The 26,591-nt window shown below is 45.5% G+C and carries 25 protein-coding genes and 1 tRNA gene; 10 read left to right on the plus strand and 16 right to left on the minus strand.

The genetic code is table 11. The features are described 5' to 3' along the window. The first annotated feature begins 348 nt into the window (after positions 1-348). A complete protein-coding gene (locus AC5JL3_RS07720; protein WP_496073927.1) occupies positions 349-1,011 on the plus strand; it encodes a class I SAM-dependent methyltransferase in 663 nt (220 codons plus the stop codon). Here AC5JL3_RS07720 and trhO read toward each other — a convergent pair. Next, positions 962-1,945, minus strand: coding sequence for an oxygen-dependent tRNA uridine(34) hydroxylase TrhO (gene trhO / locus AC5JL3_RS07725; protein WP_496073928.1), 984 nt, complete (start codon positions 1,943-1,945; stop codon positions 962-964). The genes AC5JL3_RS07720 and trhO overlap by 50 nt on opposite strands. 139 nt (positions 1,946-2,084) lie before the next feature. Between trhO and AC5JL3_RS07730 the strand changes: the two genes are divergently transcribed. Continuing rightward, a tRNA-Ala gene (locus tag AC5JL3_RS07730) sits at positions 2,085-2,157 on the plus strand. A gap of 143 nt (positions 2,158-2,300) precedes the next feature. Here the strand turns inward: AC5JL3_RS07730 and AC5JL3_RS07735 are convergent. The 4 genes from AC5JL3_RS07735 to AC5JL3_RS07750 all read right to left on the minus strand — a co-directional run bounded on the left by AC5JL3_RS07735 (position 2,301) and on the right by AC5JL3_RS07750 (position 5,596). Then, on the minus strand, positions 2,301-2,864 hold the full coding sequence (locus tag AC5JL3_RS07735) for a Uma2 family endonuclease (RefSeq protein WP_496073929.1): 564 nt from the start codon (positions 2,862-2,864) through the stop codon (positions 2,301-2,303). Positions 2,865-2,868: 4 nt separating this feature from the next. Further along, positions 2,869-3,834 (minus strand): ATP adenylyltransferase family protein, encoded by a 966-nt coding sequence (locus AC5JL3_RS07740; protein WP_496073930.1) that lies wholly within the window; start codon positions 3,832-3,834, stop codon positions 2,869-2,871. 189 nt (positions 3,835-4,023) lie between these two features. Further along, complete coding sequence (locus AC5JL3_RS07745; protein ID WP_496073931.1) at positions 4,024-4,911, minus strand: phosphodiester glycosidase family protein; 888 nt, start codon at positions 4,909-4,911, stop codon at positions 4,024-4,026. A 46-nt stretch (positions 4,912-4,957) separates the two neighbouring features. Continuing rightward, entirely contained in the window at positions 4,958-5,596 is a 639-nt protein-coding gene (locus AC5JL3_RS07750; RefSeq protein ID WP_496073932.1) for a DNA-3-methyladenine glycosylase family protein, read from the minus strand. Between the two features lie 183 nt (positions 5,597-5,779). On the opposite strand from AC5JL3_RS07750, the gene AC5JL3_RS07755 reads away from it, so the two are divergent. Next, a complete protein-coding gene (locus AC5JL3_RS07755; RefSeq protein ID WP_496073933.1) occupies positions 5,780-6,709 on the plus strand; it encodes a hypothetical protein in 930 nt (309 codons plus the stop codon). Positions 6,710-6,849: 140 nt separating this feature from the next. Then, entirely contained in the window at positions 6,850-7,050 is a 201-nt protein-coding gene (locus AC5JL3_RS07760) for a CsbD family protein (RefSeq protein ID WP_496073934.1), read from the plus strand. A gap of 241 nt (positions 7,051-7,291) precedes the next feature. Here the strand turns inward: AC5JL3_RS07760 and AC5JL3_RS07765 are convergent, their stop codons facing one another. Both AC5JL3_RS07765 and AC5JL3_RS07770 read right to left on the minus strand, forming a co-directional pair. Then, on the minus strand, positions 7,292-7,582 hold the full coding sequence (locus AC5JL3_RS07765; RefSeq protein WP_496073935.1) for a DUF1830 domain-containing protein: 291 nt from the start codon (positions 7,580-7,582) through the stop codon (positions 7,292-7,294). A gap of 228 nt (positions 7,583-7,810) precedes the next feature. Continuing rightward, the gene (locus AC5JL3_RS07770) at positions 7,811-8,782 is read right to left on the minus strand and encodes an NAD-dependent epimerase/dehydratase family protein (RefSeq protein WP_496073936.1); all 972 of its coding nucleotides are present in this window, start codon (positions 8,780-8,782) and stop codon (positions 7,811-7,813) included. 231 nt (positions 8,783-9,013) lie between these two features. Between AC5JL3_RS07770 and AC5JL3_RS07775 the strand changes: the two genes are divergently transcribed. Next, positions 9,014-9,619: a hypothetical protein gene (locus AC5JL3_RS07775; protein ID WP_496073937.1), complete on the plus strand. Its 606-nt coding sequence runs from the start codon at positions 9,014-9,016 to the stop codon at positions 9,617-9,619. A gap of 417 nt (positions 9,620-10,036) precedes the next feature. After that, the gene (locus AC5JL3_RS07780; protein WP_496073938.1) at positions 10,037-11,890 is read left to right on the plus strand and encodes a nuclease-related domain-containing DEAD/DEAH box helicase; all 1,854 of its coding nucleotides are present in this window, start codon (positions 10,037-10,039) and stop codon (positions 11,888-11,890) included. Positions 11,891-11,968: 78 nt separating this feature from the next. On the opposite strand, the gene AC5JL3_RS07785 is transcribed toward AC5JL3_RS07780, so the two are convergent. The 3 genes from AC5JL3_RS07785 to AC5JL3_RS07795 all read right to left on the minus strand — a co-directional run bounded on the left by AC5JL3_RS07785 (position 11,969) and on the right by AC5JL3_RS07795 (position 13,508). After that, on the minus strand, positions 11,969-12,451 hold the full coding sequence (locus AC5JL3_RS07785) for a PIN domain-containing protein (RefSeq protein ID WP_496073939.1): 483 nt from the start codon (positions 12,449-12,451) through the stop codon (positions 11,969-11,971). An 8-nt stretch (positions 12,452-12,459) separates the two neighbouring features. Beyond that, on the minus strand, positions 12,460-12,696 hold the full coding sequence (locus AC5JL3_RS07790; protein WP_496073940.1) for a hypothetical protein: 237 nt from the start codon (positions 12,694-12,696) through the stop codon (positions 12,460-12,462). A 128-nt stretch (positions 12,697-12,824) separates the two neighbouring features. Beyond that, entirely contained in the window at positions 12,825-13,508 is a 684-nt protein-coding gene (locus AC5JL3_RS07795) for a Uma2 family endonuclease (RefSeq protein ID WP_496073941.1), read from the minus strand. 484 nt (positions 13,509-13,992) lie between these two features. On the opposite strand from AC5JL3_RS07795, the gene AC5JL3_RS07800 reads away from it, so the two are divergent. Next, positions 13,993-16,788 carry a sensor histidine kinase gene (locus AC5JL3_RS07800; RefSeq protein ID WP_496073942.1) on the plus strand — a complete coding sequence of 932 codons (2,796 nt, stop codon included), beginning with the start codon at positions 13,993-13,995 and terminating at the stop codon, positions 16,786-16,788. Positions 16,789-16,823: 35 nt separating this feature from the next. Here the strand turns inward: AC5JL3_RS07800 and AC5JL3_RS07805 are convergent, their stop codons facing one another. Both AC5JL3_RS07805 and AC5JL3_RS07810 read right to left on the minus strand, forming a co-directional pair. Next, complete coding sequence (locus AC5JL3_RS07805) at positions 16,824-17,120, minus strand: hypothetical protein (RefSeq protein ID WP_496073943.1); 297 nt, start codon at positions 17,118-17,120, stop codon at positions 16,824-16,826. 58 nt (positions 17,121-17,178) lie between these two features. Next, the gene (locus tag AC5JL3_RS07810; protein WP_496073944.1) at positions 17,179-17,655 is read right to left on the minus strand and encodes a low molecular weight protein-tyrosine-phosphatase; all 477 of its coding nucleotides are present in this window, start codon (positions 17,653-17,655) and stop codon (positions 17,179-17,181) included. Positions 17,656-17,975: 320 nt separating this feature from the next. On the opposite strand from AC5JL3_RS07810, the gene AC5JL3_RS07815 reads away from it, so the two are divergent. Next, complete coding sequence (locus tag AC5JL3_RS07815; protein ID WP_496073945.1) at positions 17,976-19,346, plus strand: SGNH/GDSL hydrolase family protein; 1,371 nt, start codon at positions 17,976-17,978, stop codon at positions 19,344-19,346. Positions 19,347-19,509: 163 nt separating this feature from the next. On the opposite strand, the gene AC5JL3_RS07820 is transcribed toward AC5JL3_RS07815, so the two are convergent. From AC5JL3_RS07820 to murC, 3 genes are all read right to left on the minus strand, one after another. After that, positions 19,510-19,854, minus strand: coding sequence for a YbaB/EbfC family nucleoid-associated protein (locus AC5JL3_RS07820; protein ID WP_192220580.1), 345 nt, complete (start codon positions 19,852-19,854; stop codon positions 19,510-19,512). A gap of 178 nt (positions 19,855-20,032) precedes the next feature. Then, positions 20,033-21,007 (minus strand): UDP-N-acetylmuramate dehydrogenase, encoded by a 975-nt coding sequence (gene murB, locus AC5JL3_RS07825; protein WP_496073946.1) that lies wholly within the window; start codon positions 21,005-21,007, stop codon positions 20,033-20,035. 86 nt (positions 21,008-21,093) lie between these two features. Beyond that, entirely contained in the window at positions 21,094-22,677 is a 1,584-nt protein-coding gene (gene murC, locus AC5JL3_RS07830; protein ID WP_496073947.1) for a UDP-N-acetylmuramate--L-alanine ligase, read from the minus strand. Positions 22,678-23,117: 440 nt separating this feature from the next. On the opposite strand from murC, the gene nadD reads away from it, so the two are divergent. Then, a complete protein-coding gene (gene nadD, locus AC5JL3_RS07835; protein ID WP_496073948.1) occupies positions 23,118-23,798 on the plus strand; it encodes a nicotinate (nicotinamide) nucleotide adenylyltransferase in 681 nt (226 codons plus the stop codon). Positions 23,799-24,082: 284 nt separating this feature from the next. Then, positions 24,083-25,099: a type I glyceraldehyde-3-phosphate dehydrogenase gene (locus AC5JL3_RS07840; protein ID WP_496073949.1), complete on the plus strand. Its 1,017-nt coding sequence runs from the start codon at positions 24,083-24,085 to the stop codon at positions 25,097-25,099. 152 nt (positions 25,100-25,251) lie between these two features. On the opposite strand, the gene thiL is transcribed toward AC5JL3_RS07840, so the two are convergent. Continuing rightward, positions 25,252-26,274, minus strand: coding sequence for a thiamine-phosphate kinase (gene thiL, locus AC5JL3_RS07845; protein WP_496073950.1), 1,023 nt, complete (start codon positions 26,272-26,274; stop codon positions 25,252-25,254). Positions 26,275-26,591 lie beyond the last annotated feature (317 nt).

Raw genomic sequence — 26,591 nt, forward strand, 5'->3', positions numbered from 1 at the left:
GAAGCTTTTGAGACAATTGGGACATCCGCGCACCATACAGGGAAAGGCTTTCAGCGTTTTTGACTCTTGACAGAATAGAGATTTTTGGAGATGATTAAATCATTCGCGAAAAAGCACCTTGAAAACCGAATACAGCAAGCTTTTCAGGCTCCCGCTCTTTCAATTACCTCTAATCCCTTTCAGGGATTGAAACTCCCTGCTCTATCGCCTCTTCAGGGCTATCGTCTTTCAATTACCTCTAATCCCTTTCAGGGATTGAAACGCAACTTTTGCCCTAAAACCTGACTGCTGACTCCCCAAAGCTGATAGCCTAACTCTTGCACCTCTGACTCCAACTCGAAACCCATAATGTCTAATCAAACACTAGGACTCGACACTCAGCTTTACAACTACTTGCAGTCAGTTTCTCTCAGAGAACCAGAAATTTTGACTCAGCTAAGGCAGGAAACAGCGCAGCATCCAATGGCTCAGATGCAGATTGCCCCAGATCAGGGACAGTTTATGGCATTGCTAGTGCAGTTAATCGGAGCAAAGAAAACCCTAGAGGTTGGGGTGTTTACAGGCTATAGTTCTCTAGTTGTAGCCTTAGCGCTACCGCCAGAAGGCAAGGTAGTTGCCTGTGATGTGAGTGAGGAATATACAAACATTGCACGTCGTTATTGGCAACAAGCAGGAATAGCTGACAAAATTGACCTCCATATCGCCCCAGCACAAGAAACCTTGAAATCGCTACTGGCAGAAGGACAAGCCGGTACATTTGACTTTGCCTTCATTGATGCAGACAAGAGCAACTACGAGATCTACTACGAACTCGCCTTAGAATTAGTGCGTCCTGGTGGGCTGATTATTGTAGACAATGTACTTTGGTCGGGGCGAGTAGCAGACGCCCAAGTGCAGGACAATAGAACCAATGCAATTCGATCGCTAAATCAAAAGCTCCATCAAGATCAGCGAGTAACCCTTAGCCTAGTTCCGATTGGGGATGGCTTGACTCTGGCGCTGAAGCGTTGAAATGCTTCCTCTTCGCTAGCTCAAACTGTCGCTGTCTCTCCTCCTGACGCGCCCGTTTTTCCTCTGTAAGCTTGTCAAAACAGTACGGGCAGGAAATGCCTTCTTGGTAATGAGGAGAAATGCGATCGCCCTCAGAAATTGGATGTCCACAGCTTCGGCACAGATCGTAAGATCCCGTTGCCAACCCAGCTTTAACAGCAATGCGCTGATCGAAGACAAAACACTCTCCCCGCCATAGACTCTCTTCGGCTGGAACTTCCTCCAAATACTTGAGAATGCCACCTTTGAGGTGATACACCTCCTGAAAGCCTTGAGAGAGCATAAACGATGACGCTTTCTCACAGCGAATCCCGCCAGTACAAAACATCGCTACCTTCTTGTGTACAGCCGGCTTGAGATGGTGCGTCACATAGTCAGGAAATTCTCGAAATGAAGCAATCTGAGGATTAGACGCGCCCTTGAACGTACCAATAACCACCTCATAATCGTTGCGGGTATCAACAACCAGTACCTCCGGATCGCACAGCAGCTCATTCCAATCCTTCGGGCTAACATAAGTACCAACCTGGTCATTCGGATCAATTTCAGGAATGCCCAAGGTGACAATTTCACTCTTCAACCGAACTTTCAGACGGTCAAAGGGTGGAGCATCAGTATAAGACTCTTTGTGTTCCAAGTCAGCTAGACGTGGATCGGAGCGTATAAAAGCGAGAACTGAATCAATTGCCTGACGTGAACCAGAGAGAGTGGCATTGATTCCTTCTGCCGCAAGAAGAATTGTCCCTTTGATACCCTGCTTTTCGCAGTATTCCACCAATGAACTTTGTTTCTCAGCAAAGTCCGGCAACTTAACAAATTTATAAAATGTTGCAACAACCTGGGTCATTTTCCCGATCGACTGAGAGATAGAGGTGCTACATTCGGCTTGTTGCATACTTTACAGGCACTCAGCTACAAGATGATGATATACCCCTGATCTTTTTTCTTCATCCTCTATCAAGAATGGAACGATAAGGAGTAAGATAACTATGGTAGATAAGTTTCCATTCTTGCGTTACACTATTTTAGTGCTTGGGGGTTTAGCTCAGTTGGTAGAGCGCCTGCTTTGCAAGCAGGATGTCAGCGGTTCGAGTCCGCTAACCTCCACTAAAAAGTCGAATAACACTTTAGTAGTAGGGTGCGTCAGGACGCACCCTACAGGTAGAGGTTCTGCGTAAGTACTGACGCGGAGAAAAGCGATCGCTCACCCAAAAATCTGCTACTATCCTCAACTCATCCCTTATCCTTACCTATTTCACCTCCAAACTAAACCCCGGCAACACCTCCTCCCCCAACAACAGCACAGGCATCTCCACCACCTCCACCTCTTGCCCCCTGCGATAAATTTCCACCTGTTTATCCTTAGGATTAATCAGCCAACCTAACCGCACCCCACTCGCTAAATACTCCAGCATCTTATTCTGTAGCGGCTTTAACCTATCCGTGCGAGAACGCAACTCAATTACAAAATCCGGGCAAATCGGCGGAAACCCCTCCCGTTCCTCCTGACTCAATCCTTGCCACCGTTGCAACTCTACCCAAGCAACATCGGGAGAGCGATCGCCACCTCCGGGTAAACTAAATACAGTCTGAGAGCTAAACACCACACCTAAGTGAGTCTGTTCATTCCAGACCACGACCTTCGCAATCAAACTCGCTTCTTGATTGCCACTTTCACCACCAATAGGCGTCACAATAACTAATTCTCCATTAGGTGAACGTTCAAGCTGTAAATCCGGATTCGCTTGACACAATTGAAAAAACTGCTCCCGTGTCAGCGTAGTAATTGGCTCCAAATTCAGTACCGTTGTCATAGCATTACCTCTTTAATCCTTCAGTTTCAAGTGCCGTGGGTACAGCAACACTCGTTAGTACCGTCATCGGACTTTTATCTTTTAGTAGATTCATTTGCTCAACGGAACGTACTACGAGGGTACCCGCGAATCCTAACGAGTTCACGGAGATGTCTGAAAAACACTCATTCGCTCGTGGTACTACCAGCATCCAATCTCGTGTTGCCAAAAAATTGTAGGCACCCGATTGTTTTTCTCCATTCACTGGGGTATCGCTAATCAAACCCACTGCCCGGAGGAGATTGTGATAGCACTCAAGCGTAGACGCGGCAGATGCTAGTGGAGATTTCTCTGGATGAAAGTCTAGCTTGGCGATCGCATGAACAAAGGGGAAGCGAGTTGTAGTCCCAACAGAGTCTTGAAATATAACAGATGCGATCGCAGGTTCAATCGGTATCTTTAGTCCCTCTTCTACAAGTGGTAGTGGAACGAGTTGCAAGTGCTTATGTCGCTGACTTGCCCCAGCCATCTTTCCTCCGTTGTAAAACACCAAGCCATCAATTTCATTAAGACACGCCCACATCGCCTCAAAATCTTGTAGCGTGAGCCAAGTTTCCTGCTCCTCAAACGCTCGCGTCACAATGAGCAGATGATGGTCGATAATGCTGAATTTGTTCAACAGACACAGATGCGTGTCAGAAATATCAGCAACAAACAAGTCTTCCTCGTAGGGTAGGAATGGATTAAAGCCTTTTCCTGAATTGGCAGTATCTTTGTCCTGCTTCTTTTTCGCCTCATCTTTGCGTACAAGGTGAGGCAAAACTCGAACGAGGAAGTTAATCCCATCTTGCTCTATGAACTCATACTCGGTTGGGAGAAACTGAAGTGCGCCACAGCTTTTTGCGTATTCGGTTTGTGCGATCGCTTTATCCCACAACGTGCCCGGTTCTAGCTGTAGTGTTTCCCGTGCATTTTGTTCTTCGTTGGGCATAGTCAAACCTCAAACATCCGCTTCTCAAACGCATCTATTAGTAAAAGCCTAACAATCGCCCGATTGCCAGTGCCTCACCTTGCGACTCAATCATAGTCTGGCTTAGCCTATTGCTGACTATACCTGTCTTGAAAAAAGTCCCCCAAAATTGGGGAATTTAGGGGGCATTCCAGGATTTATGCAAGAAGTCTAATCTTTAACGAGTAGAACAGACAAAACAGGTCGCCTTAGCGGATTCCCCTCATTGCCCACTTTCCCGTAAAAGGTCTTACCCTTGTAATAAAACGAAGAAGAGCTTCCCCCATCCAGATTCATCGCTTTTTCAACCCCTAGAGTTTTCATGAAGTCAGCTAGTGCGGCTAAAGACATCCCACTGGTTTGAGATAGAGGTTGTTGAGCCACCATCACCAAAAGAATGTTGCGATCGCGAGTAATGCCAACCGCACTCCGAGCGTTAGATTGACGGCTATTCAGCGAGTCTCGGATCACTAACCCGTTCTCAACATCCAAAAAACCCTCTGCAACAGAAGTTATCTCTGGCAACAAGCGAGGGCTGCCTCCCAAAGCATCCACTAACTGGCACTCTTTTGGAGTGGGTTCACTGTGAAGGGCAATATCATAGCCAACAGTTAACCCACAACGATATCGTCGGAACTCCGTTCGGTCAAGGATTTTCTCCAAGTAAGGCGCTAATTTGGGATTGTCCATCAGCCGCTCGTTCTTGCGAGGGTCAGCCACTAAAACCCCTTGCTGGACAACGTAAGATGTAGATTCTTGATTTTGTGGATCAAAAAAGCCTCCATTGATTACTGCAACAGCCTCATGCTTTTGAGCAAAGCTTTCCAAACTGCTGAGTTCCTGGGAGACAGCAGGAATCACCAAAAAACGACTATCCCCTGGAATCAACAAGGTGTGAACAACACTTGACTCCAAGGTGTAGGACTTGTATTGAACCTCTTTCTCTAGCAGAGGCTCAACCGTTGAAGAGGCTGTTCTCGGAGGTTCCTTATGAGAGATAGATAGCAGTACAATCCCTAAGCCGATTATGAGCAAGCTCAACGCAAAAATTTTTCTCACACCGTTTCTCCTGTAGCCCAATAACGGCAAGACGAATCAGAATTGGCTAAAGAGTTGTCACGATTGGCTGCGGTTTCATCTCCAGACTGCGCCACAGATACCACGAGGCAATGCTGCAATAAGGTTTCCAACGTTGTCCGAAGCTTTCTGTAGTCTTTCGGTCAGGCAGTGTCTCAAGACCATAGACTTTCCGAATACCTGCTCGTATCCCCAGGTCATCAACAGGTAGAATATCCCACCGCTTGAGACGGAAGATTAGGAGCATCTGAACAGTCCAACGTCCAATGCCTTTAACCCGCGTCAGGGTTGTGATAATAGACTCATCATCCATCACGTCCAACTCTTCAAGAGTAGGCAAGTCTTCAATCACATGACGAGCTAGGTCTTTGAGATAAGAGATTTTGGGACGTGAGATACCAACACGACGGAGGTCTTCGTCGGGTGTATTGAGGATATCTAGTGCTGTCGGAAACTCGCTATCAGGGTAAAGCTGGAGAAACCGGGAGTGGATAGTACCCGCTGCCTTGGTGGAGAGTTGTTGATGCAGAATTGATCGGGATAGGCAAAAGAACAAGTCTCCCTCCGGTTGACTCTGAAGAAGTTGGCAAGGGCCAACTTCTTCAATGACTTTTGCTAGGACAGGATCTGAGTGCAATAAAAAGGCGATCGCAACTGAGTAATTCATTTTCCCCTCCGACTTCAGACGCTTGGATCACATATTGAAGCAAGGTGATGCTACCTTAGTTCTTTATCCCAGAAATGTGCTGAGAATCATCAGAGAAATCCAAACGGAAGGAGTTTAAGATTTTATCCGACGCTTTCGAGAGCGAGTAGTATCATTCAGTTAACGAATGGGGGTGCTGACGATATGCCTAAACTGACTCCGACCCTATGGATTTTTAATGCTGTTACGCTTCCTATAGTAGGTCTAGTAATAGCCTTGACACCTAAAGCGCCAATAGCGACCAACGATAGTTCAAGTCAACCTGTAGTTGCTCCCGATGCCAAGCCATCACTAAAAAAACCTGACCAAGCGAAAGAGCTGCTACTACCATCTTCCGCGAAAGAGCCAGTCTCAGCGCCTTCAGTACAACCTCTGGCTCTCGACATCAAACCGTTACCAAAGAAAATTAAACCCGTATTGGCACGCCCTGCACAACCGATCGCTTCTGTGACGACATCACCTCCAATTGCCCCTAGACAAGTAGCAGTTTCCAGCACCCTTTCATCACCAACAAAATCTCAACCTGCCTTTAGACTCTCATCACAAGCTTTAATCTCGCTGCGCCCACCAGAAAGAGTAGTAGCAACACCACCTTTTGCTGCGGCTGAAGCTGAATCTTCCTTAAAGACACCAGAAGCGACTGTTATACCCTCACCTCAAGCTATAACTTTGCCGAGTCCACCAGAGGAACTACCAACGCCGACACTACCTTTTAGTATTCCCGAAGCGTCTCCAGTGCCAGAACGCAAACCTTCTCCACAAGAGGTACAAAGTTTGTGCCAGAAGTTCCCCTTGAATTCACGTTGCCAAGATACGCGACCTTTTGCCACTCTTGAAGCCTTATTAGCTCCAGAACGCAAGCCTTCTCCACAAGAGGTACAGAGTTTGTGTCAGAAGTTTCCCTTGAATTCGCGCTGTAACAACAATACATTGGCTCCGGATACAAGCGCTCCTGCTCAAGGTGCGACAACACCACCACCGAACTCAAGTTCTCCTGCACAAGGCACAACAGCACCCGCCTCAAACATTCCAGATGCAACATCACCCGACTCAAGTTCTCCTAGTAGTCCCTAAAAACCAAGCGCCAATTCCCGAAGCAAAAAAGGCAGAAGGCAGAAGGCAAATTGCTGTAATAATTCAGCAAAAAAGTAGATGAAACAAGCTCATGTTTCTTGTTGCAATGGAAGTTCAGTCTAGAACTATGGAGACAAATCATGAGTTTAGAAGAAAAGGCAAAGGCAACGGCTCAGAACATCCAGGGGAAAATCACTGAAGCTGTAGGTAATGTCACAGGAGACTCTGACACTCAGATGGAAGGTCAAGCTAAGCAGGCTGAAGCTGAGATTCGTCAGATAGCAGAGGATAAAAAAGACGAAGCTAAAAACGAAAACATTGATGTTGTCTCAGCTGACTGATCTGAAACGGCAAAAAATGAAACACCTCAGACATTTTGCTGAGGTGTTATCTAATCTAAATTGTTGAGTGCTTGCGATTTACAATATAATCTTCGCAAAAATACTTGGTTGTAGGCATCCGCCAAATCTACTAGATATCTAAGTATAAATGCTTAGATACACATTAACGTCTAAGCTAAATCCACCTCGAACGTTAAGCTTATCCCACTGCCGCTAGGTGGTAAAAGGAGATTTTGGAGAATCAGTTGCTCATCACTTTTGTGCTACTACCACTTATAGATTCAGAACCCTGCTCAACTTGCAGGTAAATAGCAGGAATCTGTTTTACCAAGACAGGTTGACCAAAGCGACTGGTATAAACGTCTAGTTCTGCATCGAGGTTAGCCTCAAATAAAAGACGTTGCCCTGGAAAAATCACCTTCTCGAAGTACCAGTTAGGAATATTGACAATCCGAATAATTTGTACGGCGCTTGTGGTGTTGGCATAGCCACAGAGAACTTGGCAGCAGGAATCAGTTACCAGTGAATTCATGGAGGAAAACCGCTTACTTCTGTTTTCAGTATCAAAGGCTGATGTTTAGGGTGGTGTCTGCATAATGTCTAACTTATGGATGAGTTTGTGTTCAACTTGAGCCTAGGAGAAGCATTAGCCTGTTTAAGTTGCAGTAAGGAAACAACCCTCTGTCTATTAGTTGAGGAGTTTGCTTTTTCTGGGAAAATTGCTCATCGGGTACGACTGGTTTTTTAGATCGCATCTGCCTCACAAGTTTGCTTTCATTGTTCCAACAATCTCCCGCAAGGTTTCTGGGACTGAGCGAGGTTGCCAACCCAGTTCCTGACGCGCTTTCGTGGCATCTACCCGCACACAACGGTCATAAATATAGTGAACACGCTCTCGACTTAAGGGGGGCTGCCATTTGAGTAAATGTCCGATTGGATCAAGTAGGTTTCCGGCTAATCTGACTATGGATTTGGGAGCTTCACTCGGTGCTGGAATCCCTGTTTCTTGACTAAGAAGATTAAACATTTCACGAGTGGTAAGGTCACCCGCAGAAATGATGTAATGTTCTCCAGGTTTACCTTTTTCTACGGCTAGAATCATCGCCGCCACTAAGTCATCGACATGGACGATACCCGTAACGCGATCGCCTCCTGCCCACAATTTCAGTCTTCCTTTGAGAAATTGCTGCATCACAGGGCCAAAATGAGGGTCATCTGCACCAAAAATCCCAGAAGGTAAGACACTCACAACAGGCAAGCCTTGAGCGGCAAATTCGTCTACTATTTGTTGAGCTTGGTACTTTGTACGGTCATAAGCAGAGGAAAAATCAGCCTGTGTCCGTTGGAAGGTTTCATCAACAACTTGACCTTTGGTATCACCAAGTACACCAATTGTGCTGCAATAAACTACTTTAGACACGCCGGAGGATTGAGCGGCTTCCATTACAGCACGGGTACCTTCAACATTCACCCGTTCCATCTGAATAGCATCAACAAGCCCCAGTTCTACATAGGCAGCGGTGTGAAACACTGTATCTACTCCAGTCATGGCACTCTGGAGTGCATCCCGATCAGTAATGTCGCCGTAAACGAGTTGCACCTTGCAATCCGATAGACGCTCTAGATTACTGGACTTGCGAACTAGACCAACAACAGAATTACCTTGCTGTTCCAACGCTTTCACTAAGTGAGAGCCTGTGAATCCGTTTGCTCCCGTTACGAACGCTTTCATTGCTTCTCCTTTATCTGCATGAGTGCATTCTCTCCCGTGCTGCCAGTTCAGCCTGTTGCTAATTCAGTTCAAATTCTCTCATCCTGAAGGGCTATGTGTACGGCATGAACAGGAAAGCGATCGCCCGCGTCGTGTGAGAGATTTCACTCACCAAGTCAGTAAACTATGACGAGTAGCGATCGCACATAGGAGCGATCGTTATCACTCTCTTGATCTGCTAACTCTTCTCTTATGCCCTACAGTCAATTCACAACCATCACTAAAGTTAAAGAAGCCTTTAACCTTTCTACTAGAGAAGGGATTCGTTTTTTACCAGAGATTGCTCCTATCTCACCTTCTAATACTTTACGAGACTATCTGGAGGAAACTTTACCCATTGCGATCGCAACGGGCAGCGAAAAAGCACGTTCAGAATTAATTATCACTCCTGTATTGGTAGAGGTACGACGGATTCTCGATCGCAAAGTGACGCTGTTCTCTGGGGAAGATTTTACTGTTGATGAAAGTTTAGGGCTGAATGGACGCTGTGATTTCTTGATTAGTCGCTCTGCTGAAATGTTGGCGATCGAGGCTCCAGCTGTAGTGATTATAGAAGCAAAACAGGCTGACCTAAAAACAGGGTTTGGGCAATGTGTGGCGGAGATGGTTGCGGCACAAAAGTTTAATGAGTCTAAGGAAAAATCTATCCCCATTATCTATGGCAGCGTTAGCAACGGGGTTCAGTGGCAATTCCTGAAACTGGAAGGGCAAACTATAACTATTGACTTGATAATTTACCCCCTTCCTCCTGTGGAACAAATCTTGGGCTTTTTGGTGTGGATGGTGCAGGAAGGTTAGCGATCGCTTCCCGATGAGTCCATCACAGTAGCTTGCCCCTCAGCAATTTCCTGTTTGGCACGTTTTGCCGCAGCCTTAAGGTTTTGTTGTGTTCTCTGGAATGATTCATTCCATCGAATTTCATAGTAGAAGCTAAGCAGGCAGACTTAACGCGAGGGTTTACACAGCTAGCGGTGGAATTGATTGCTCTGGATACTTGGCTAGAGTCAGATGAGGCTATTTTGTATAGTGGTGTGACAACTGAGATATCTGGCAATTTGGTGTTTTCATCGTCAAAACCGTGCGGTAACTCTAGATTTGATGTTGTATCGGGTTCCTACGTTCCTTTATCAGGATGTCAGGGAAATCTATAAGTAAGTATTCTGAAATTTATCAGCCAGCAAGTTCCCTAACCATTGCTTGAATAAGACTACAACTATGACCCAGTGTTACACTAAGCTTCCAAAGCGTCCAGGTGAGCGAAACCTTGCCAAGCAACTTACCTCGTTCGATGATCCGGAGCTTCACCTTTGGTTCGGGCTTGATTTTATTCCTGGAGTTCGTGATATCGATGTTCTGCTATGGCATGAAGCAAAGGGCGTGTTCATTATTGAAGTTAAGGCTGTGATTCTCGAAGCTATAGAGTTTTTTGGCTGGGAAAGTTATCAGATTCAAAAGCGTCCTGTAGATGATTCTCCATGTAGGCAAGCTGACAGAGCTTTAAATTCATTGCGTAACTATTTACGCCCTCAGATGCCTTATCGAAAACTTCCATTTCTTGTAGGAACAGCTTGTTGGCCACTGATATCTCGCGAAGGATGGAATCGTTGTTGGGATGATGAGCGAGTCGTAGGAGAATTTTCTGAGCGAATGCTCTTTAAAGAGGATATTGAAAGTGGTCTTGATGTTCTATTGGATAGGCTTAAGTACATTTGGTCAAATCCTCCAGTAAAAGAACCTCCAAGATATCCACACTTTCACAAAGAAGACCAACTTTATAAGGTCAAAGAATGCCTTTCCGTAGAAGCCAGGAAGAAAGCAGCGCCAAGCGATCTAGACAAGCTAAGGATTATTGAAGATAAGGTCTCCAGAGAGACACTAAAGGAAGTTTCTCCAGACAGCGAAAAGCGTATTTTCTATTACGGCTATCCAGGTACAGGAAAAACTTTTAGATTGCTCCAGATTGGAGCATATCATGCCTTTGAGGGACGGAAGAAGGTACTTTTTGTATGTTTCAACAAAGTACTGGCTGCTGATATTCGCAGGATATTTTCTTACTCACAAAAACTACCGAAAGCTGAAGGGCATATTTTTGTGCAAGACATTTTTGCTATCGCACGAGGGTATTCTGACGGGCAATGGGCAGAAGATCACGATACATGGGGGGAACTTGTACTCAAAAAAATGAAAAAAATCGCTCATAGTTTGCCGAAATACGAAACTGTTCTAATTGACGAAGCTCAGGATATGAAAGACTGGGCACTGGAAATACTTGAATTACTGAGTACACCAAATGCTACAGTTTGTGTGGCTGCTGGCTCAGGTCAGGAACTGTATGGTCAATCAGCAGAGTGGCTTAAGAACTTTAAGCAAAACGCTAGTAGGGAGATAGGCTTAAGACGAATCTTCCGTAATGCTGCGCCTATGGCTAAATTTGCTCATGTTTTTTATGAGGCTGGTCTTGATGTTAATAAAATAGAAGAACCTCTGAGTAAAATTGATAAAAAAACTGATAGCAAAATTATACAACCGTTACTATTTGAGAGACCAGACGGGCAACCTCCTAGCTTGATCAACATTGATGAATCATGCAGTGATGATTTTGGTTTTTCTTTTTATATCGAAATCATTAGTGATGAATACAAGAGAATAATTAAAAATCAAATTGAACTCTTAGATAAGAGCCGAGGTGATTGTCCTCTTGACTGCTTAGTTTTGGTTCCAGATACTAATGGAATAGAGCGTATATGCGCTCTGAAAGCAATAGAAGGACTGAAAATCGATTTTATCGATTATACAAATGATGATTACCGCCGTGATATTGCACAACCTAATATGGTAAGACTGTGTACCTTTCACAGTGCTCGTGGTATTGAAGGAAGGCGTGTTATTATCTTCGGTATTGAACAACTAGAAAGTTTATGCCAGAAAACCAACATTAGCTTGAAAAATCTTGGTTACATAACCTTTTCACGCTCAGCTTTTGAATGTGTGATTTGCGTTAAGACAAAAATTAAGTCAGATGTAAATACTTTTATTGAAAATGTACTGAAAGCAATGCACAAGGCATAGTCAGTAGATACTGATCGCACTTCCCCCACTCTCCACTTTCATGCGATCGCTCTATGTACCTAGTATCCAGCCTCCCGCTCAATCTTCAAAGATGGCATCAAATAGTGATCGCTTGACTCTGAAATTAATCGCCATCAGTCGTTGATAAAGCTCTTCCAAGCTACCAATAGTAATTTTACCTTCTGAGTTCAGCTTCCTGATAATAGCTAGAGTACCTTTGACATTCAACCCTAATCGCATAGCTTCTCTTCTAGCTGCAAAGTCATCTAGAACAACGTAATCAGCTTGTAATTCTGTACTTAGTGCGATCGCTTCTGACTCCCCTTTGCCAAGACGTGCATTCAGACTGCTAGCCAAGGAAATTAGATTTGTTCCTTTAACTTCTATCTTTTTGTCATCAATTAAACGTTGAATATATTCGCTAGCTTCGTCCTGTTTAGCCTTGATTTCATCATTTACTACTTCTGGCAGATAAAACTCGCCCAAGAAGTTAACAAATTTTTCTAAGAAATGCAATCGAGCCAGGAAAATCAAAGGGGACGAATTGAAAACAATTTTCACCAGAATTACTAGCTTCTTTCCATCGAAACATCTTCTTTTGATAAAAAAGAGTAGTCAAACCCTATCAAATCTAGTAGTTTCAGAAAGACTTCCGGCTCTACATCCATGACTTCTGCTGCTTTCTTTAAGCTAATAACTCTGGCAGTTAAAGCACCAAGAACAAATAAAAAGCTCTCCTTTTGCTCAATATCTTGAAATATCTGTATTTCCGAGGCAATGCCTTTAACAACTTCTGTATTTATCATCACTTTTGACTCAATAAACTGAATTATTACATCAATCATTGTAGGGAGGTGAAGAGTGCGATCACTCTTGGGATAGATGATAATGCGATCGCAAGTTGGGGTGCAATTGACCTGCAAATGAAGCGCTACTACTCTACATTCAAACCAGTAATTTGTTGGGCAAACCAGCTAGCCGCACTAATATTAGTTCCCTCAACCAGGCGTTCTAAGGTTTGGTCTAGGAGGGGAATTGGCAATCCTTTCAACGCTACAGAGTAAACACATTGCTGATACTTCTTATCGGGTTGCAACCGAAACGCGATCGCTCGTTTCCCCAACACGTCAATTACCCAATACTCAGGGATTTCCAGATCAGCATAGAGTTTTTTCTTTTCATCTAGGTCAGTTGCCAGCGTTGTGTCAGAGATTTCACCCACCAAGTCAGGAACTCGCCATTGAGTCAAGTCAATTCGACGCGGTTCCCCTTCTTGCCATTGTGGGACACCTTCTCCGACATACAGCACTAAATCGGGTGCTGCTGCACGCTGATTTGGCTTCTCCAGCAAACAGCGCCCCAGAGACTCAGCCGTTTGCCGAGCAAACTGAGTGAACCAAATATAAAACAGTAACGTGAACAGGTCACTAACTCTCGCATGGTTGATGCCTTCTGAACCCATATCAAGAAGAAGGGAGTTGCCATTGAAAAACAATCTCATTCTCTCAGGAGTAGGATCGTTGCGATAGCGTAAGTAATCCTCCCAAGTCGCTGGCTGCCATTGTGGAATGTGTAGAGTATCGGCTTCTTGGATGGCTGTAAGAATTGAAGCTGTCATCGGTTAAGGCTACCCGTAAGCGTTAGTGCAATTTTAACTTCACTTAGTTGTAGGTAGTGCGGTGAATGAAGTAAGAGACACTGGCGGTGAAAAAATACTTGAGATTCGGGAAGCGCTTAGGAAATTAATCCAGCAGCAGCAGAGTTTATCAGGGTGCACTTGGAGATGACGAAGAAAGAAGAATAGTTGCAGTAATTGGAGAAGCGATCGCACCTGTACTCAGAATTTTGCTGTTATTATTTCCAACGATCTCCCGCAATGTTTCTATTACTAACGCTTAAAATTCACCAACAAAGTTATCTTGCCGTTTAACTCTCTACACTTAAACGTCTAGGCAAATCTTCATGAAATCTTTGTGTAGTATGCCATCCATGCTCATCCACCTGGGGGAAGTTGATTACTAGTAGATAATGCAAGCTATTTTTAGAGGGGATTTATCGGAGGCGAACAACAATGAAGGCAATATTTTTAGGGTTACATCACTATGATGTTGAACAATAACATGCTCCAGGGACGGTGGAGCTTTAAATACTACTGGCGGTATTTTACTGCAATCGGGTCGCTGAGTGTTGTTTACTTTGTTACAGCCCAACTTGCCTTCTCAATTTTAAACCTAAATGTTGGCCCTTCTCCCCTTTGGCCACCAGCCGGAATGGCTTTGGCAGCAATAGTTTTGCAGGGACGGAGTGTTTGGCCAGGAGTTGCCTTGGGTGCGTTTTTCTTTGCGCGATCGCTAGGAGTATCTTGGGTAGTCGCTGGCAGCCTCGGTTTCAGTAGCGCTTTACAAGCCGTAATTGGGGCGGAATTACTGCGTCGGATGAGATTTCATCCGTCCCTTGAACGACTGCAAGATGTTATGCAGCTAGTCGTCTTAGGTGCTGCGGTTTCTCCCCTCGTGAATGCTAGTATCAGCACACTTATTGGCTGCTTGGGTGGAACGGTTGCCCTTGCGAATTGGCAGAGAAATTTGTGGATTTTTTGGCTAGGTGACTGGATCGGAATTTTAGTAGTCACCCCCCTTTTCTTGGTTTTGAGCTACTTGATTTGGGATTTCAAATGGTCGATCGCAAACATTTTCAGTTGGGGAATCTTTAGGAAAGGTCAAAATCGCTCGAAGTCGAGAAACCTTGCCGTAATCCCACATCCCACTTCCCCTTCGCCTCACTCTCACCGGAAAGAAATCCAATATGGTCTTGAGGCAGTTATCTGTTTCAGTTTGCTGTGTTTTATCAGCTGGTTTGTCTTTGGTTCCAAAACAGGGGCTGGAATTGCTCAGTATCCGCTGGAATACCTTGCTTTTCCCTTCGTTGTTTGGGCAGCACTTCGTTTTGCCCAAATAGGTGCGATCGCGTCAAGTTTAATTGTCTGCTCATTTGCGATTTGGGGCGCAGCACGGGGCGTCGGACCATTTATGACAAAAGCGGAGAACACCTATCAGGCAATTCTGTTTTTGCATGGGTTTATGGGTGTCATCACGATTACCGCTTTAGTCTTAGCGGCAGCAGGCTCAGAACGTGCCTTAGCCGTTAAGTTACTCAAAGAACGAGAAGCCAGCTTAGCAAATGCTCAGCGCCTTGCTCAGCTAGGCAACTGGGATTTTTTTGAAGTCTGTCAAGGTAGATATCTACCCCAGCAGCAATTGCGGTGGTCTGATCAACTCTATCGCCTTTTTGGTTTTCCCCCCAAAGCCTTTGAACCCAGTTGGGAAGCTTTCTTCCAAGTTGTCCATCCAGCCGATCGCCAGCGAGTTGGGCAAGCGATTCAGGGCGCACTGAGCGAAAATAAGCCCTACTCGATTGAGTATCGGATTGTTTGGCCAGATTGTTCAGAAAGGGTGGTTTCTGAACAATCTGAGATTAATAGATGCGGCATCACAGGCACAGTACAAGACATTACCGATCGCCAACAAGTCGAAACTCAACTGCGAGAAGCTGCTGAACGTGTTCGCGAAGCCGCCGAACGACATCGCTTATTAGGAGAGATGGCAATGCGGATTCGGCGATCGCTTAATCTCGATCAAATTCTCAACACAACAGTCGCTGAAGTCCGGCAATTTCTCCAAGCTGACCGGGTTTTCATTGCACAAATAGATATAGTCAAGAGTAACTCTCAAACTTCTTTACGAGGCTCAGTCATTGCTGAATCCGTAGACCCATTCTACCCATCGCTACGCAGCCTGATTATTGATGATGAAGCGTCCTTACAAGAATGGCGATCGGTATTTGAACAAAGCCGTATTCGTGTGATTGAGGATACAAGCGCGATCGCACTTTCCCCTCAGCAAGCCAGATACTACACCCAATACCATATCCGCTCTGTTTTAGCTGTACCCATTCTTGTGGGTGATGAGTTATATGGTGGCTTAGTGGTGAATCAATGCCAAGAGTCGCGGCAGTGGCAACCGTGGGAGATTGATTGGCTTACGTCCCTCGCCACACAAGTTGCGATCGCAATTCAGCAAGCCGAACTGTATCGACAAATTACTGAACTCAACACTCATCTTGAATCTCAGGTAGAAGAACGTACCCAAGAACTCAGCGCCAAAATGACGGAACTTCAGGAACTCAACCACTTGAAAGATGTCTTCCTGCAAGCCGTTTCCCACGACCTACGCACCTCTTTGCTGGGAATGTCCATGGTGTTGAAAAATTTGCACCAATCAGCCGGAGAAACCGTAACCATCACTCGCTCTCTGATTGAGCGAATGATGACATGTAGCGATCGCCAACTTAGTTTGATCAACTCCCTTTTAGAAGATCATTTCAACGAAGAGCGAGAATTAGATCTTCAATGCGAACCCCTACAGTTCAACACGTTGATTCAAAACCTAGCTGCCGACTACTCAACAAAGCTTGCACAAAACCAAGCTACCCTAACCTACACATTGCCAGAAGATATTCCCTTAATTCCTGCCGATCCACAACAATTGCGACGGGTATTGGACAATTTACTTATTAATGCCCTCAAACATAACCCATTAGGAGTGAACCTCACTTTACAAGTTACCGTTGAAAACCAGATGGTTCGTTGCATTCTTCAGGATGATGGAGTAGGAATGAGTCAACAGCAACAGAAGAGCCTCTTCAAACTCTACATTCGAGGTCTTCACACCGAACACTTAACAGGTATTGGTTTAGGCTTGTATCAGTGTCGGCAAATTATTAATGCTCACGGTGGTCAAATTGGTGTCATCAGTACGCCAGGAACTGGGTCAACGTTCTGGTTCACTCTTCCTTTATCTAGCTCAACAGTGCTTCAACTTCAATCAGCTAGTATTTAATCTTGCCTTCCCCTTCATTAATCAACTAATTGACGCTAGCTCTTTTGAAGCAAGTCAGAGACAATTTGCTCCCATTCTTTGGAAAGCTCTCCTTTAAACTCTACCTGACTACTTCGCCTATACCAGTAACGGGCATTACTATCGTCGCCTTCTTTTCGATGTAGATAGGCATGAACCCAAGCACTGTCAACATCACTAGCATTTTGTACAATTTGATGAGCTTTGTCCCAATCTCCTCTTTTTTCATACCACATAGCTTGTAGTGCTAATGGCAGAAATTCAGGACCTCGTTCTTGTTTTTCTAACAATTGTATGAATTCATCTAGAGTCATAATTTTCCCCAGATTGTTTAACAGAAAATCCATGCTCTACTAACTTAATTTGATAATTCTAGAGGTAAGTTTTAACCACGTATTGCAGCAGACCCTCACAGGCATCTAGCAGTAAATCAATAACCTTGTTAAAACCCTCCGTACCACCGTAGTAAGGGTCAGGGACTTCTCGCTCACGATGATTTGAGGCAAAATCACACATTAGCCGTACTTTGTCTTTGTACTTTCCGGCTCGATCAAGGGAGAGGATATCCTGATAATTTTCCTGATCCATCGCCAAAATTAAGTCAAAGTTCTCAAAATCAGACTTTTGAAATTGTCGTGCTTGACCCTTAAGCTCAATCCCCCGACGTGCTGCTGCTGCTGCCATACGTTGATCGGGAGGAGAACCAATATGGTAGCCGCCAGTTCCAGCCGAATCGCAGACAATACTCTCACCCAGACCTGCTTGTTCAATCAGGTGATTCATAATATTCTCCGCTGATGGAGAACGGCAAATATTTCCAAGACAGACGAAAAGTAACTTGCAAGGCATGGGTATAATGTTTAACTTAAACTTTGTATGCAGCCTAAAATGCGATCGCGTACAAATCTATTTAACTTAAATTTTGTCCGTTTATGTTACACAAAAGCCTTCGCTGACCGAGTTCCATGAATGACAGGTTCTTAGTAGCCCCCGTGTTAAGTTTAGCAACGAAGCTGACCAATCTTACCATTGCAGTAAGATAACAAATGCCGGGAACAGAGTTAATTAGTAGCACAATCAAACTGACTAGAAGCCCAGTAGGAACATAAAAAACGCCTTCTAGTTGTGATTGAATGGCTCCCGTTTCAATGTGATTTGAGGAAAGTATTTTGAAGTTCAAGTCGCGCCACCGCTCTTACCGCAAGCCCCGCCGACCCTTGCCATTACCAATAATCTTCATGACCATACCTTTGGTCTTGATTGCACTGGAGTTGCTGGCAAGAATTTTTGTTGGCTTTGCGGGCAAAAGCGCCGAGTTGGCAGCTTATGAAGGTCAACCTGAACTTGCTACCGCTTACGGTCTCAAGTTTCTCGGTCAATCTCAACAACCCTATGATGGGATTTTTGACCGTGGTCGTCTAGCTGCCCAACGGCAGTTTGGGATGGGCTATAGCTTAGTTGGCAAGCAAAAAAGTCAGTATTGGGGCATCAATGAGCAAGGGTTTCGCGACAATGATCCGCTTCCCCTCGCTAAACCCAAAAATGAAATTCGGATTTTTCTTTTAGGTGGTTCTACAGCTTTTGGTCAATGGAGTGCCAGTAATCAAGCCACATTAGCCAGCAAACTGGAAACCCGTCTCAATGAACGGATAGCACAGCAGAAGCGGACTCCGGAGAAATATCGACCGACAACATTACCCTACTTTAAAAGCGAGCTTGATAAAGTCATTAAGTTGCCACTAAGGCTACGGGATGGTCAGTATCGCGTTATCAATGCGGCTGTACCGGGTTATACGTCTGGTAACGAACTCGCGCAGCTAGCTCTCCAGATTTTGCCCTATAGTCCAGATGCGATCGTGGTTTTGGATGGATATAGTGACTTAATGCTGCCAAGTAATCAAGCGGCTAAAGATATTCCCCACACGGAAGCCTTTCTCAACAATGCCTCAGGACACTATTGGACAACCATAACCCAACAGCTAAAAGACACCATTACAGGGACTTATTTCGTTAAAGCCATTCAATACTGGCTGTTACGTCCAGAGCCGAATGTCACTCAGACAAGCCTAATCGCAACGGAGAATGCAGCACCACTAGAGCAACATCTCGCCGCTAACCCTGGTGAACTAGACAGTCGAGTCGCACGTTACCGGACTCATCAAGCCCAAATGGTTCGTTTGACAACTGGAGCAGGAATTCCTATCTTTCTTGCCCTTCAGCCAGAAATTACGGGTCGTGGCACGAGTAATCTTTCACCAAAAGAACAGGCGATTTTAAATGAACTCAAGCCAAGCTACAAACAACAGGTACAGACGGGTTATGCAGAATTAGCGCAAGCGAACGAACAACTTCAGAAAGCGTTTCCTAAAAATGTGAAGACGCTCAATTTCTACAAGTTCTATGAAAACTTCTCTAAGCCAGCCTTTTATGACACGGTTCACTTAACTGAGGAAGCCAATACCGCCCTCGCTGAGCAGTTTTATCGAGTGATTACGAGTTTGCCTAAGCTACAGGTTGCTCCCCCGAAGCCACCGACATAATATAGCGGTTCTCCTAAGGATGAGGTACAAGATTCTGCGTTTTCGGGAATAGGCAAGAAAGTAAGATTTACCTCACTGATACGAGAATCGCCATAAAGCAAAAGGCAAAAGAAAACGTTTGAATGAGTTTCTTTTGCCTTTTGACCTTTAACTAAACTTTCAGTTACATTCCTGGAAGATTTAGCCCACTTGTGAGTTCTTCCATCCGTTCTCGCATGGTGGCTGTGGACTTCTCGTAAGCATCTTTCATCGCGGCTGTGACGGTTTCAGAGAGCGTACCTGCTCCTTGAGCGATCGCAGCTTCAGAAATCTCTACACGCAGGGGTTCCTGGTTGCCACTAAGCACAACCTTGACACTGCCATCTGCTGATGAGCCTTCAATTTCCATTTGCTCCAGTTCTTCCTGGAGTTGTTTGGCACCTTGTTGAACTTCTTGGGCTTTTTTGAATGCTTCGGCGAGTTCTTTCATTTTGCCTAAACCGAAGCCGAATCCTTGTCCTTTTGTCATATTAGATTGACTCTATCTGAGTTAAACGAGTATATCAGTGGTGACATCTACCTTACGGTAAGAACGTCCTGCTTTATCGTCCTTATTATCAGACAACTCCACAGGCTTATTTTGTGAGTTCCACGATGTTGAAATGAGTTGTATTGATCTTAGTACCCCTTACCGCCGTGCGACATCTTTAGCCTAGTTGAAACTCACCCAAGATTCTGACTTCTGGTTCTAAGCAGAGCGACCAATGCTGCTCTACCTGCTGCTGGATATGGTGAATAATTTGGAAGATATCGCTAGCTTTTGCCCCACCACAGTTGAGGATAAAGTTGGCATGACGCTCAGCCACTTGAGCCTTGCCAACTTGATAACCCTTTAAACCAATTTGTTCAATTAGCCAAGCTGCTGGGTGTGTATCAGGATTGCGGAAGACACTACCACAGCTAGGTAGGTGATAAGGCTGAGATTTACGTCGTTGCTCCAAATGGCGAGATGTTTCGGCAAGTACCTGTTTTGGATCAGCACCCGGTTTTAACTGAAAGGTTGCTTGCGTAACTAACCGCTCGCCTCCTTGCAGGTTTGAGGTGCGATAGCTAAAGCCTAAGTCCTGAGGATTTAGTGTTTCAACTTTCCCCGTTGGAGAGAGCGTCTGGGTACTTACAAGCACATCAGCCGTACAACTTTTGTGGGCACCAGCATTCATCACTACGGCACCGCCAACTGTGCCAGGGATTCCTACTGCCCACTCCATTCCCTGCCAGCCAATTTCTGCGGCTTGCCATGCCAGACGAGCAATGGGTTCACCAGCCCCTGCTGTGACTCTTCCGGTTTCGTAGTCAAACTGACTTCGGCGGAGATGGCGAGTACAGATCACTAAACCGGGCAAACCGCGATCGCTTACTAAAAGATTAGAGCCTGCCCCCAACAGTGTTAGGGGTAATCCTTGGGACAAAGCCCACTCAAAACTGGCTTGCAGGTCTTCTAAGCGTCGGGGAGCAACGTACCACTCGGCTGGACCACCGACTCGAAACGAGGTGAGGCTCGCTAACGGGGCAGCCGCACGAAGCGGACAGTCGGTTCCAGGCACATAAAGCTCAGGCTTGTAAACTTTCTTTTTTGTAGGAACTGCGCTAGTAACGCTTTTGGGATCATAGGACAGGGTCATATCAATACACGTCAAAAGAATGCCGATTGGTTTTGGGCAAGTGAGTTGGGTCTAAAGTCTTGTTTTTTTGCTTTAGTTAGTCGAACTTAGGCTTTTTGGCTCAATTCTCTTAATTGATCTTTCTCAGCCTTTTGGTAGAACTCTATGACCTGGGGAATAATCTGATTTAAATTTCCTGCTCCTAAAAATAGGGCAAGGTCTCCGGGTTGGAGGGTTTGGGTGAGCAACTCGGTTACCGAGCTTAACGTTGGGCTGTAGTACACATTCTCGTGGTGAACACCGTTAGCAGAGCGTTGCGCCGCAGCACAGATCGCATCTCGAACCTGCTCCCCGCTAATGTGCCCTAAGTTAGGTTCTCCAGCACTGTAAATGTCAGTGATTACAACAATGTCTGCATCGCTAAAAGCTTCAGCAAATTCCGACAAAAATGTCAAGGTGCGGCTGTAGCGATGAGGCTGGAAAATCGCAACCACTCGTCGAGGTGTTGAGGACGAAGTACCGTCTTCACTCTTGCGTAGACGAGCTGCAGCAAGTGTGGCTTGAATTTCACTAGGGTGGTGAGCGTAGTCATCAACAAACGAGATGTCATTGCACTTACCCCGAAGCTCAAACCGACGTTTGGCTCCCTCAAAGGTTGAGAGTGCTGAGTCGATGACATCAAACTCTAAACCCAGATATCGTCCTACCGCCACAGCAGCCAAAGCATTACTGAGGTTGTGTTGACCCAGCAACTTGAGATGCAGTTCTCCTAAAACCTCATTGCCCTCCCAAACACGGGCAGTGGTGCCATGGGCATGGTAGTTTACATTATCTACACTGTAATTAGCACCAGCATCTCTCCGTAGGCTGTAACTGATTGTGGGGTTGAGGTGCGATCGCAATGTCTCACAATCAATACATCCAACCAATATCTGACAACGCCGAGCAAACGTCTGGAAGATCTCAATTACCTGTTCCAGCGAGTCGTAGTGGTCTGGATGATCCAGTTCAATATTCGTGACAACCCCAATCTTAGGAGAGAGCTTAGCTAAAGACCCGTCAGATTCGTCAGCTTCGGCAACGAGATAAGGCCCATTCCCCAATCGTGCATTCCCATCCCAGGCATCCACCTCGCCTCCGACAACAATCGTTGGATCGAGACCTGCTTTAAGCAAGAGATACCCAATCAAGCTACTTGTTGTCGTTTTTCCATGAGTCCCCGCCACGCCGATACTTTGATAATCTTGAATCAAAGCCGCTAGCAAATCTGAGCGATGAAAAATTGGGTAGCCTCGTTCTAAAGCCGCTTGATACTCAGAATTAACTGTATTAATCGCTGTCGAACAGATCACTTGAGGCAAGCTTGACGAGAGTTGTCCTGTCCCGACAGTCTTGGTATTTGCAAGTCCAGATGCGATTCCTAAAGTTGGGCTAACACTGATACCAGTCGGCAATTCTCCATACGCTGGCTCTGTCCTAGAGCGGAAAAATTCTAAATTAGTAGCGTCTTGGTTTCCAAAAAGATGAGCGCCAACTGCTTGCAAACGTTGAGTAATATGCGTTGAACGAAGGTCAGAACCCGATACAGGTATTTGGCGCTTTGCTAGAACGTAGGCAAGGGCTGACATTCCAATTCCACCAATGCCGATGAAATGAAATGGCTTCCCAGTAAAATCAACAGTATTCGGCATCTTAACTCCTTACACACCACACCACACAAGCCTACTGTGCCAATAACACGCGCTATCATATCAAGAATTGATTTTTCAAGATATAGCCAAGCATAGATTTAGCGCAATTTTCATAAAAAAGGTACACTTGTCCTATAGATTGTGTTATTGCTGAACTAAATTTTTCTACCCCTAGACGGTTTTTACTACTAAACACGTAGAGCTATTCTCCGTCCGGAAGCTTTAGTCAAGAAAACAACTCAGAACCTACCAACGAGGTGATTCAGATTTGAGTCAAACCCGTTGTCTAGTTGAGGGAGAATCGAGAGTTGGAAGAATTCACAACTTGCACGACAGAGAGTGTAAGGGGAAGTTAGCTTCATTGCCTCACCCGTTTCTCCATTGTCCTTGGTACGGAGTCACCTCCTACATCGTTTGTCAATTGTGCGATCGCTTTCATTATGGGACAAGTGGCAATTCTAGGCGGCACCTTCGATCCCGTTCACTGGGGGCACCTGTTAATTGCACAGGCAGCGCTCAGTCAGTTAAATCTAACTCAAGTTATCTGGGTACCTGATCGCCTTTCACCTCATAAACAAGCCTGTAGCTATGAGCATCGTCGGTTAATGGTAGAGCAAGCGATCAGAGACAACCCAAACTTTATACTCTCACCTCTGGAGACAGTAGACGCTAAACCCAATTACGCGCTCAAAACTTTAACCGAGCTTCAGGATACCTATTCTAACTGTCAGTGGTACTGGATTATTGGGATTGATGCTTTTCAGACATTGCCACAGTGGTATTGCCGTGAAGCCGTTATACCTGCCTGCGACTGGTTAGTTGCACCACGCCCTATCGTTACAACAAGGGTTCACTTCACTAAAAGCGAGAGAACTCAACCTCTACCAGATAGCCAAAGTAGCTGGCTGTGCCAACAAGTCGCTCAACAACTAGCTTCTCAAGATATCTCAATTCGCTGGCAGCTTCTGCAAATGCCAGCCGTAGGCATCTCCTCAACACTAATTCGACAATACTGTCGTCAGCATCGCTCAATTCGCTACCTCGTTCCAGAATCTGTTCGAGCTTACATTACTGACCACAACCTCTACTTGGAGGGAGTGGGGAGTAGCTCACAAGTCTAGTTATTGTTACGTTTAAGCTGAGAAAAGGGACAAGGAAGAAAACGCTCATCCTCTGCCCTTGGGCTTTTTGCCCTGGAACCTTCTGCCTTTTGCTTTATAACCCCAGAGTCGTGAAAAGTTCACAGCGTTGCACTCAAGATGAGGAGCAAATCTTTTCTAGCTCCTGATCCCCTTCTCCGTATCTTTACCAATTCCAAGGTGGAATTGTACAGGCTTTGCGATATGATTGGGGTCATTAGTGGAGATATTTACTTACTGAGCTTGAATACAGAGGGCAAGACGTTGTGATTAGAGTAGCGATCAATGGGTTCGGGCGCATCGGACGCAACTTCGCACGATGCTGGTTAACCAGGGAAAATAGCCAAATAGATTTAGTAGGCATCAATGATACTTCTGACCCTAAAACGAATGCTCATTTGCTGAAGTACGACACGATGCTGGGGAAGTTGGATGCTGATATCGGCTTTGATGAAAACTCCATCATCATCAATGGCAAAACAGTTAAGTGCGTATCTGATCGCAACCCGCTGAACTTGCCCTGGGCAGATTGGGGAATTGACCTTGTCATTGAAGCTACAGGTGTATTTGTCAGCCGTGAGGGAGCCTCGAAGCACATAGCAGCGGGCGCAAAAAAGGTAATGATTACAGCTCCTGCTAAAGGGGATGATGTCAGTACCTATGTGGTAGGTGTCAATGACCATCACTACGATCACAATAAGGATGATATTGTCAGCAACGCTAGCTGTACAACTAATTGCTTATCCCCCTTTGCCAAAGTGCTACATGAACAATTCGGTATCATCAAAGGGACGATGACCACGACTCACAGCTACACAGGAGACCAACGTCTTTTGGATGCTAGCCACCGTGATGTTCGCAGGGCACGGGCAGCAGCGATGAACATTGTTCCAACCAGCACAGGTGCAGCAAAAGCTGTCGGTTTAGTCTTGCCGGAACTGAAAGGCAAACTAAATGGTATTGCCTTGCGTGTGCCAACACCAAACGTTTCTGTGGTTGACTTGGTGGTTCAAGTCGAGAAACCAACGATCGCAGAGCAGGTGAATAGCGTTCTCAGAGAAGCTGCTGAAGGACCACTCAACGGAATTTTGGCATACAGTGATGAGCCGCTTGTTTCAACAGACTACAAGGGTCACGATGCCTCTTCAATTGTGGATTCCAGCCTAACGATGGTTATGGGTGGTGACATGGTCAAAGTTGTTGCCTGGTATGACAACGAGTGGGGTTACTCTCAGCGAGTTGTGGATTTGGCAGAAATCATTGCCCAGAAGTGGGAGAGTTAGTCCTTCAATCGAACTTTAAGGAACAGACGTTCACTTGAGTCAAATATAAGTGTGAGCCTGGGAAACAAATTCCTAGGCTTAATTTTTGAGAAACTCACTAACTGAGAAGTTACGCACTTCGATACTGATTAGCTTAGTATGCCTACACTTGTTTAAAAATGCTGAAATCCTCGGCTCAGAGCCAGTAATTCATCGGCACAAGTGCCTGTGCTATCTGTTAACCAGACTTCAGTACCAGTCGTGATGTTGCCAATAATCGCGGCTCCTCCTAACTGTGCTACTAAAGCTTCAGCGGGTTCTGGAGGTAGACACAGCAGGAGTTCAAAGTCTTCACCACCGTACAAAGCCCAGTCTAAGATTGGCGCGACGGATATCAACTTACTCATGGCTGATGATAAAGGAATTGAGGTTCTTTCAAGCCTTGCCCCAACGCCACTAGCACGGCAGAGTTGTAAAATGGCATCTGCCAAACCGTCACTGCTATCCATTCCTGCTACTTGAACTGCGGAGTAGGAATCTAGACTATTCCAGAGTAGGGGCAAAACATCAAGTCTGGGTTTTGGGCGTTGGTGAGCCTGGATTAAATAGGTACGTTCGGCTTCGCTCAAGTGTTTGCCTAATTCTGGGTTGAGAAGTAGTTCCAGTCCTGCACGGGAAGCACCGTGGACACCCGTGATAACGATCGCATTTCCCACAACCGCAGTTGAACGACGGAGTATTCGGTTCGGTAAAGCTTGACCAAAGGCGGTAATCGAGAGACTAATAACAGGCGATCGCACCACATCACCACCGACAATTACTGTATTGTACTGCTGCAAACATTGGGTAATGCCTTGGTAGAGTCGCTCTACCCAGCTAACCGCAACATCACCTGTAACGCTCAATCCCACAGTAATTCCGATTGGGGCAGCTCCCATTGCCGCTAAATCAGATAAATTAGCAGCCGTTGCACGCCAACCCGCGTCTTCGGGACTGGTAGTGCGATCGCTAAAATGTACCCCATCTACTAAAACATCTGTTGTCACAACCAGTGAGCGACCTGAGCCAGGGAACGGCATCACAGCCGCATCATCACCCACAATATCCGCAGGACAAAAGCGCTGCAACCGTTCCAAAAGACCTTGTTCCCCAATGTCTCGAACTCGTAATTCCACTGGCTGCTGAAAGCTACTCATCTAGGTTCTCTTCATTTATACTCTTTGAGAAGGTTGCCCAAGCATGCAAGTGAAGCTCAACTATCAAAGCTTTTGAGCCATGAGAAATTCTGTGTTGTAAGCTGTCCAACAGAATGTAGAAGACAGTCATTTTCATCCAGAGGTGCTTAACCCCATGTCTGATGTAAAGCCGATCCATCAAAACATCTATCGGAATGTCGTCACAGGCGCAACACCTAATCCAGTGATGCCAAATCCTGATGCAATTGACGAGGAAATCATTAATAGACCTCTTGCAAAAGTCGTCGCTGGGGTACTATGGGGTCTAAACAAAGGCG

It is taken from the genome of Symplocastrum torsivum, from assembly GCF_059505465.1.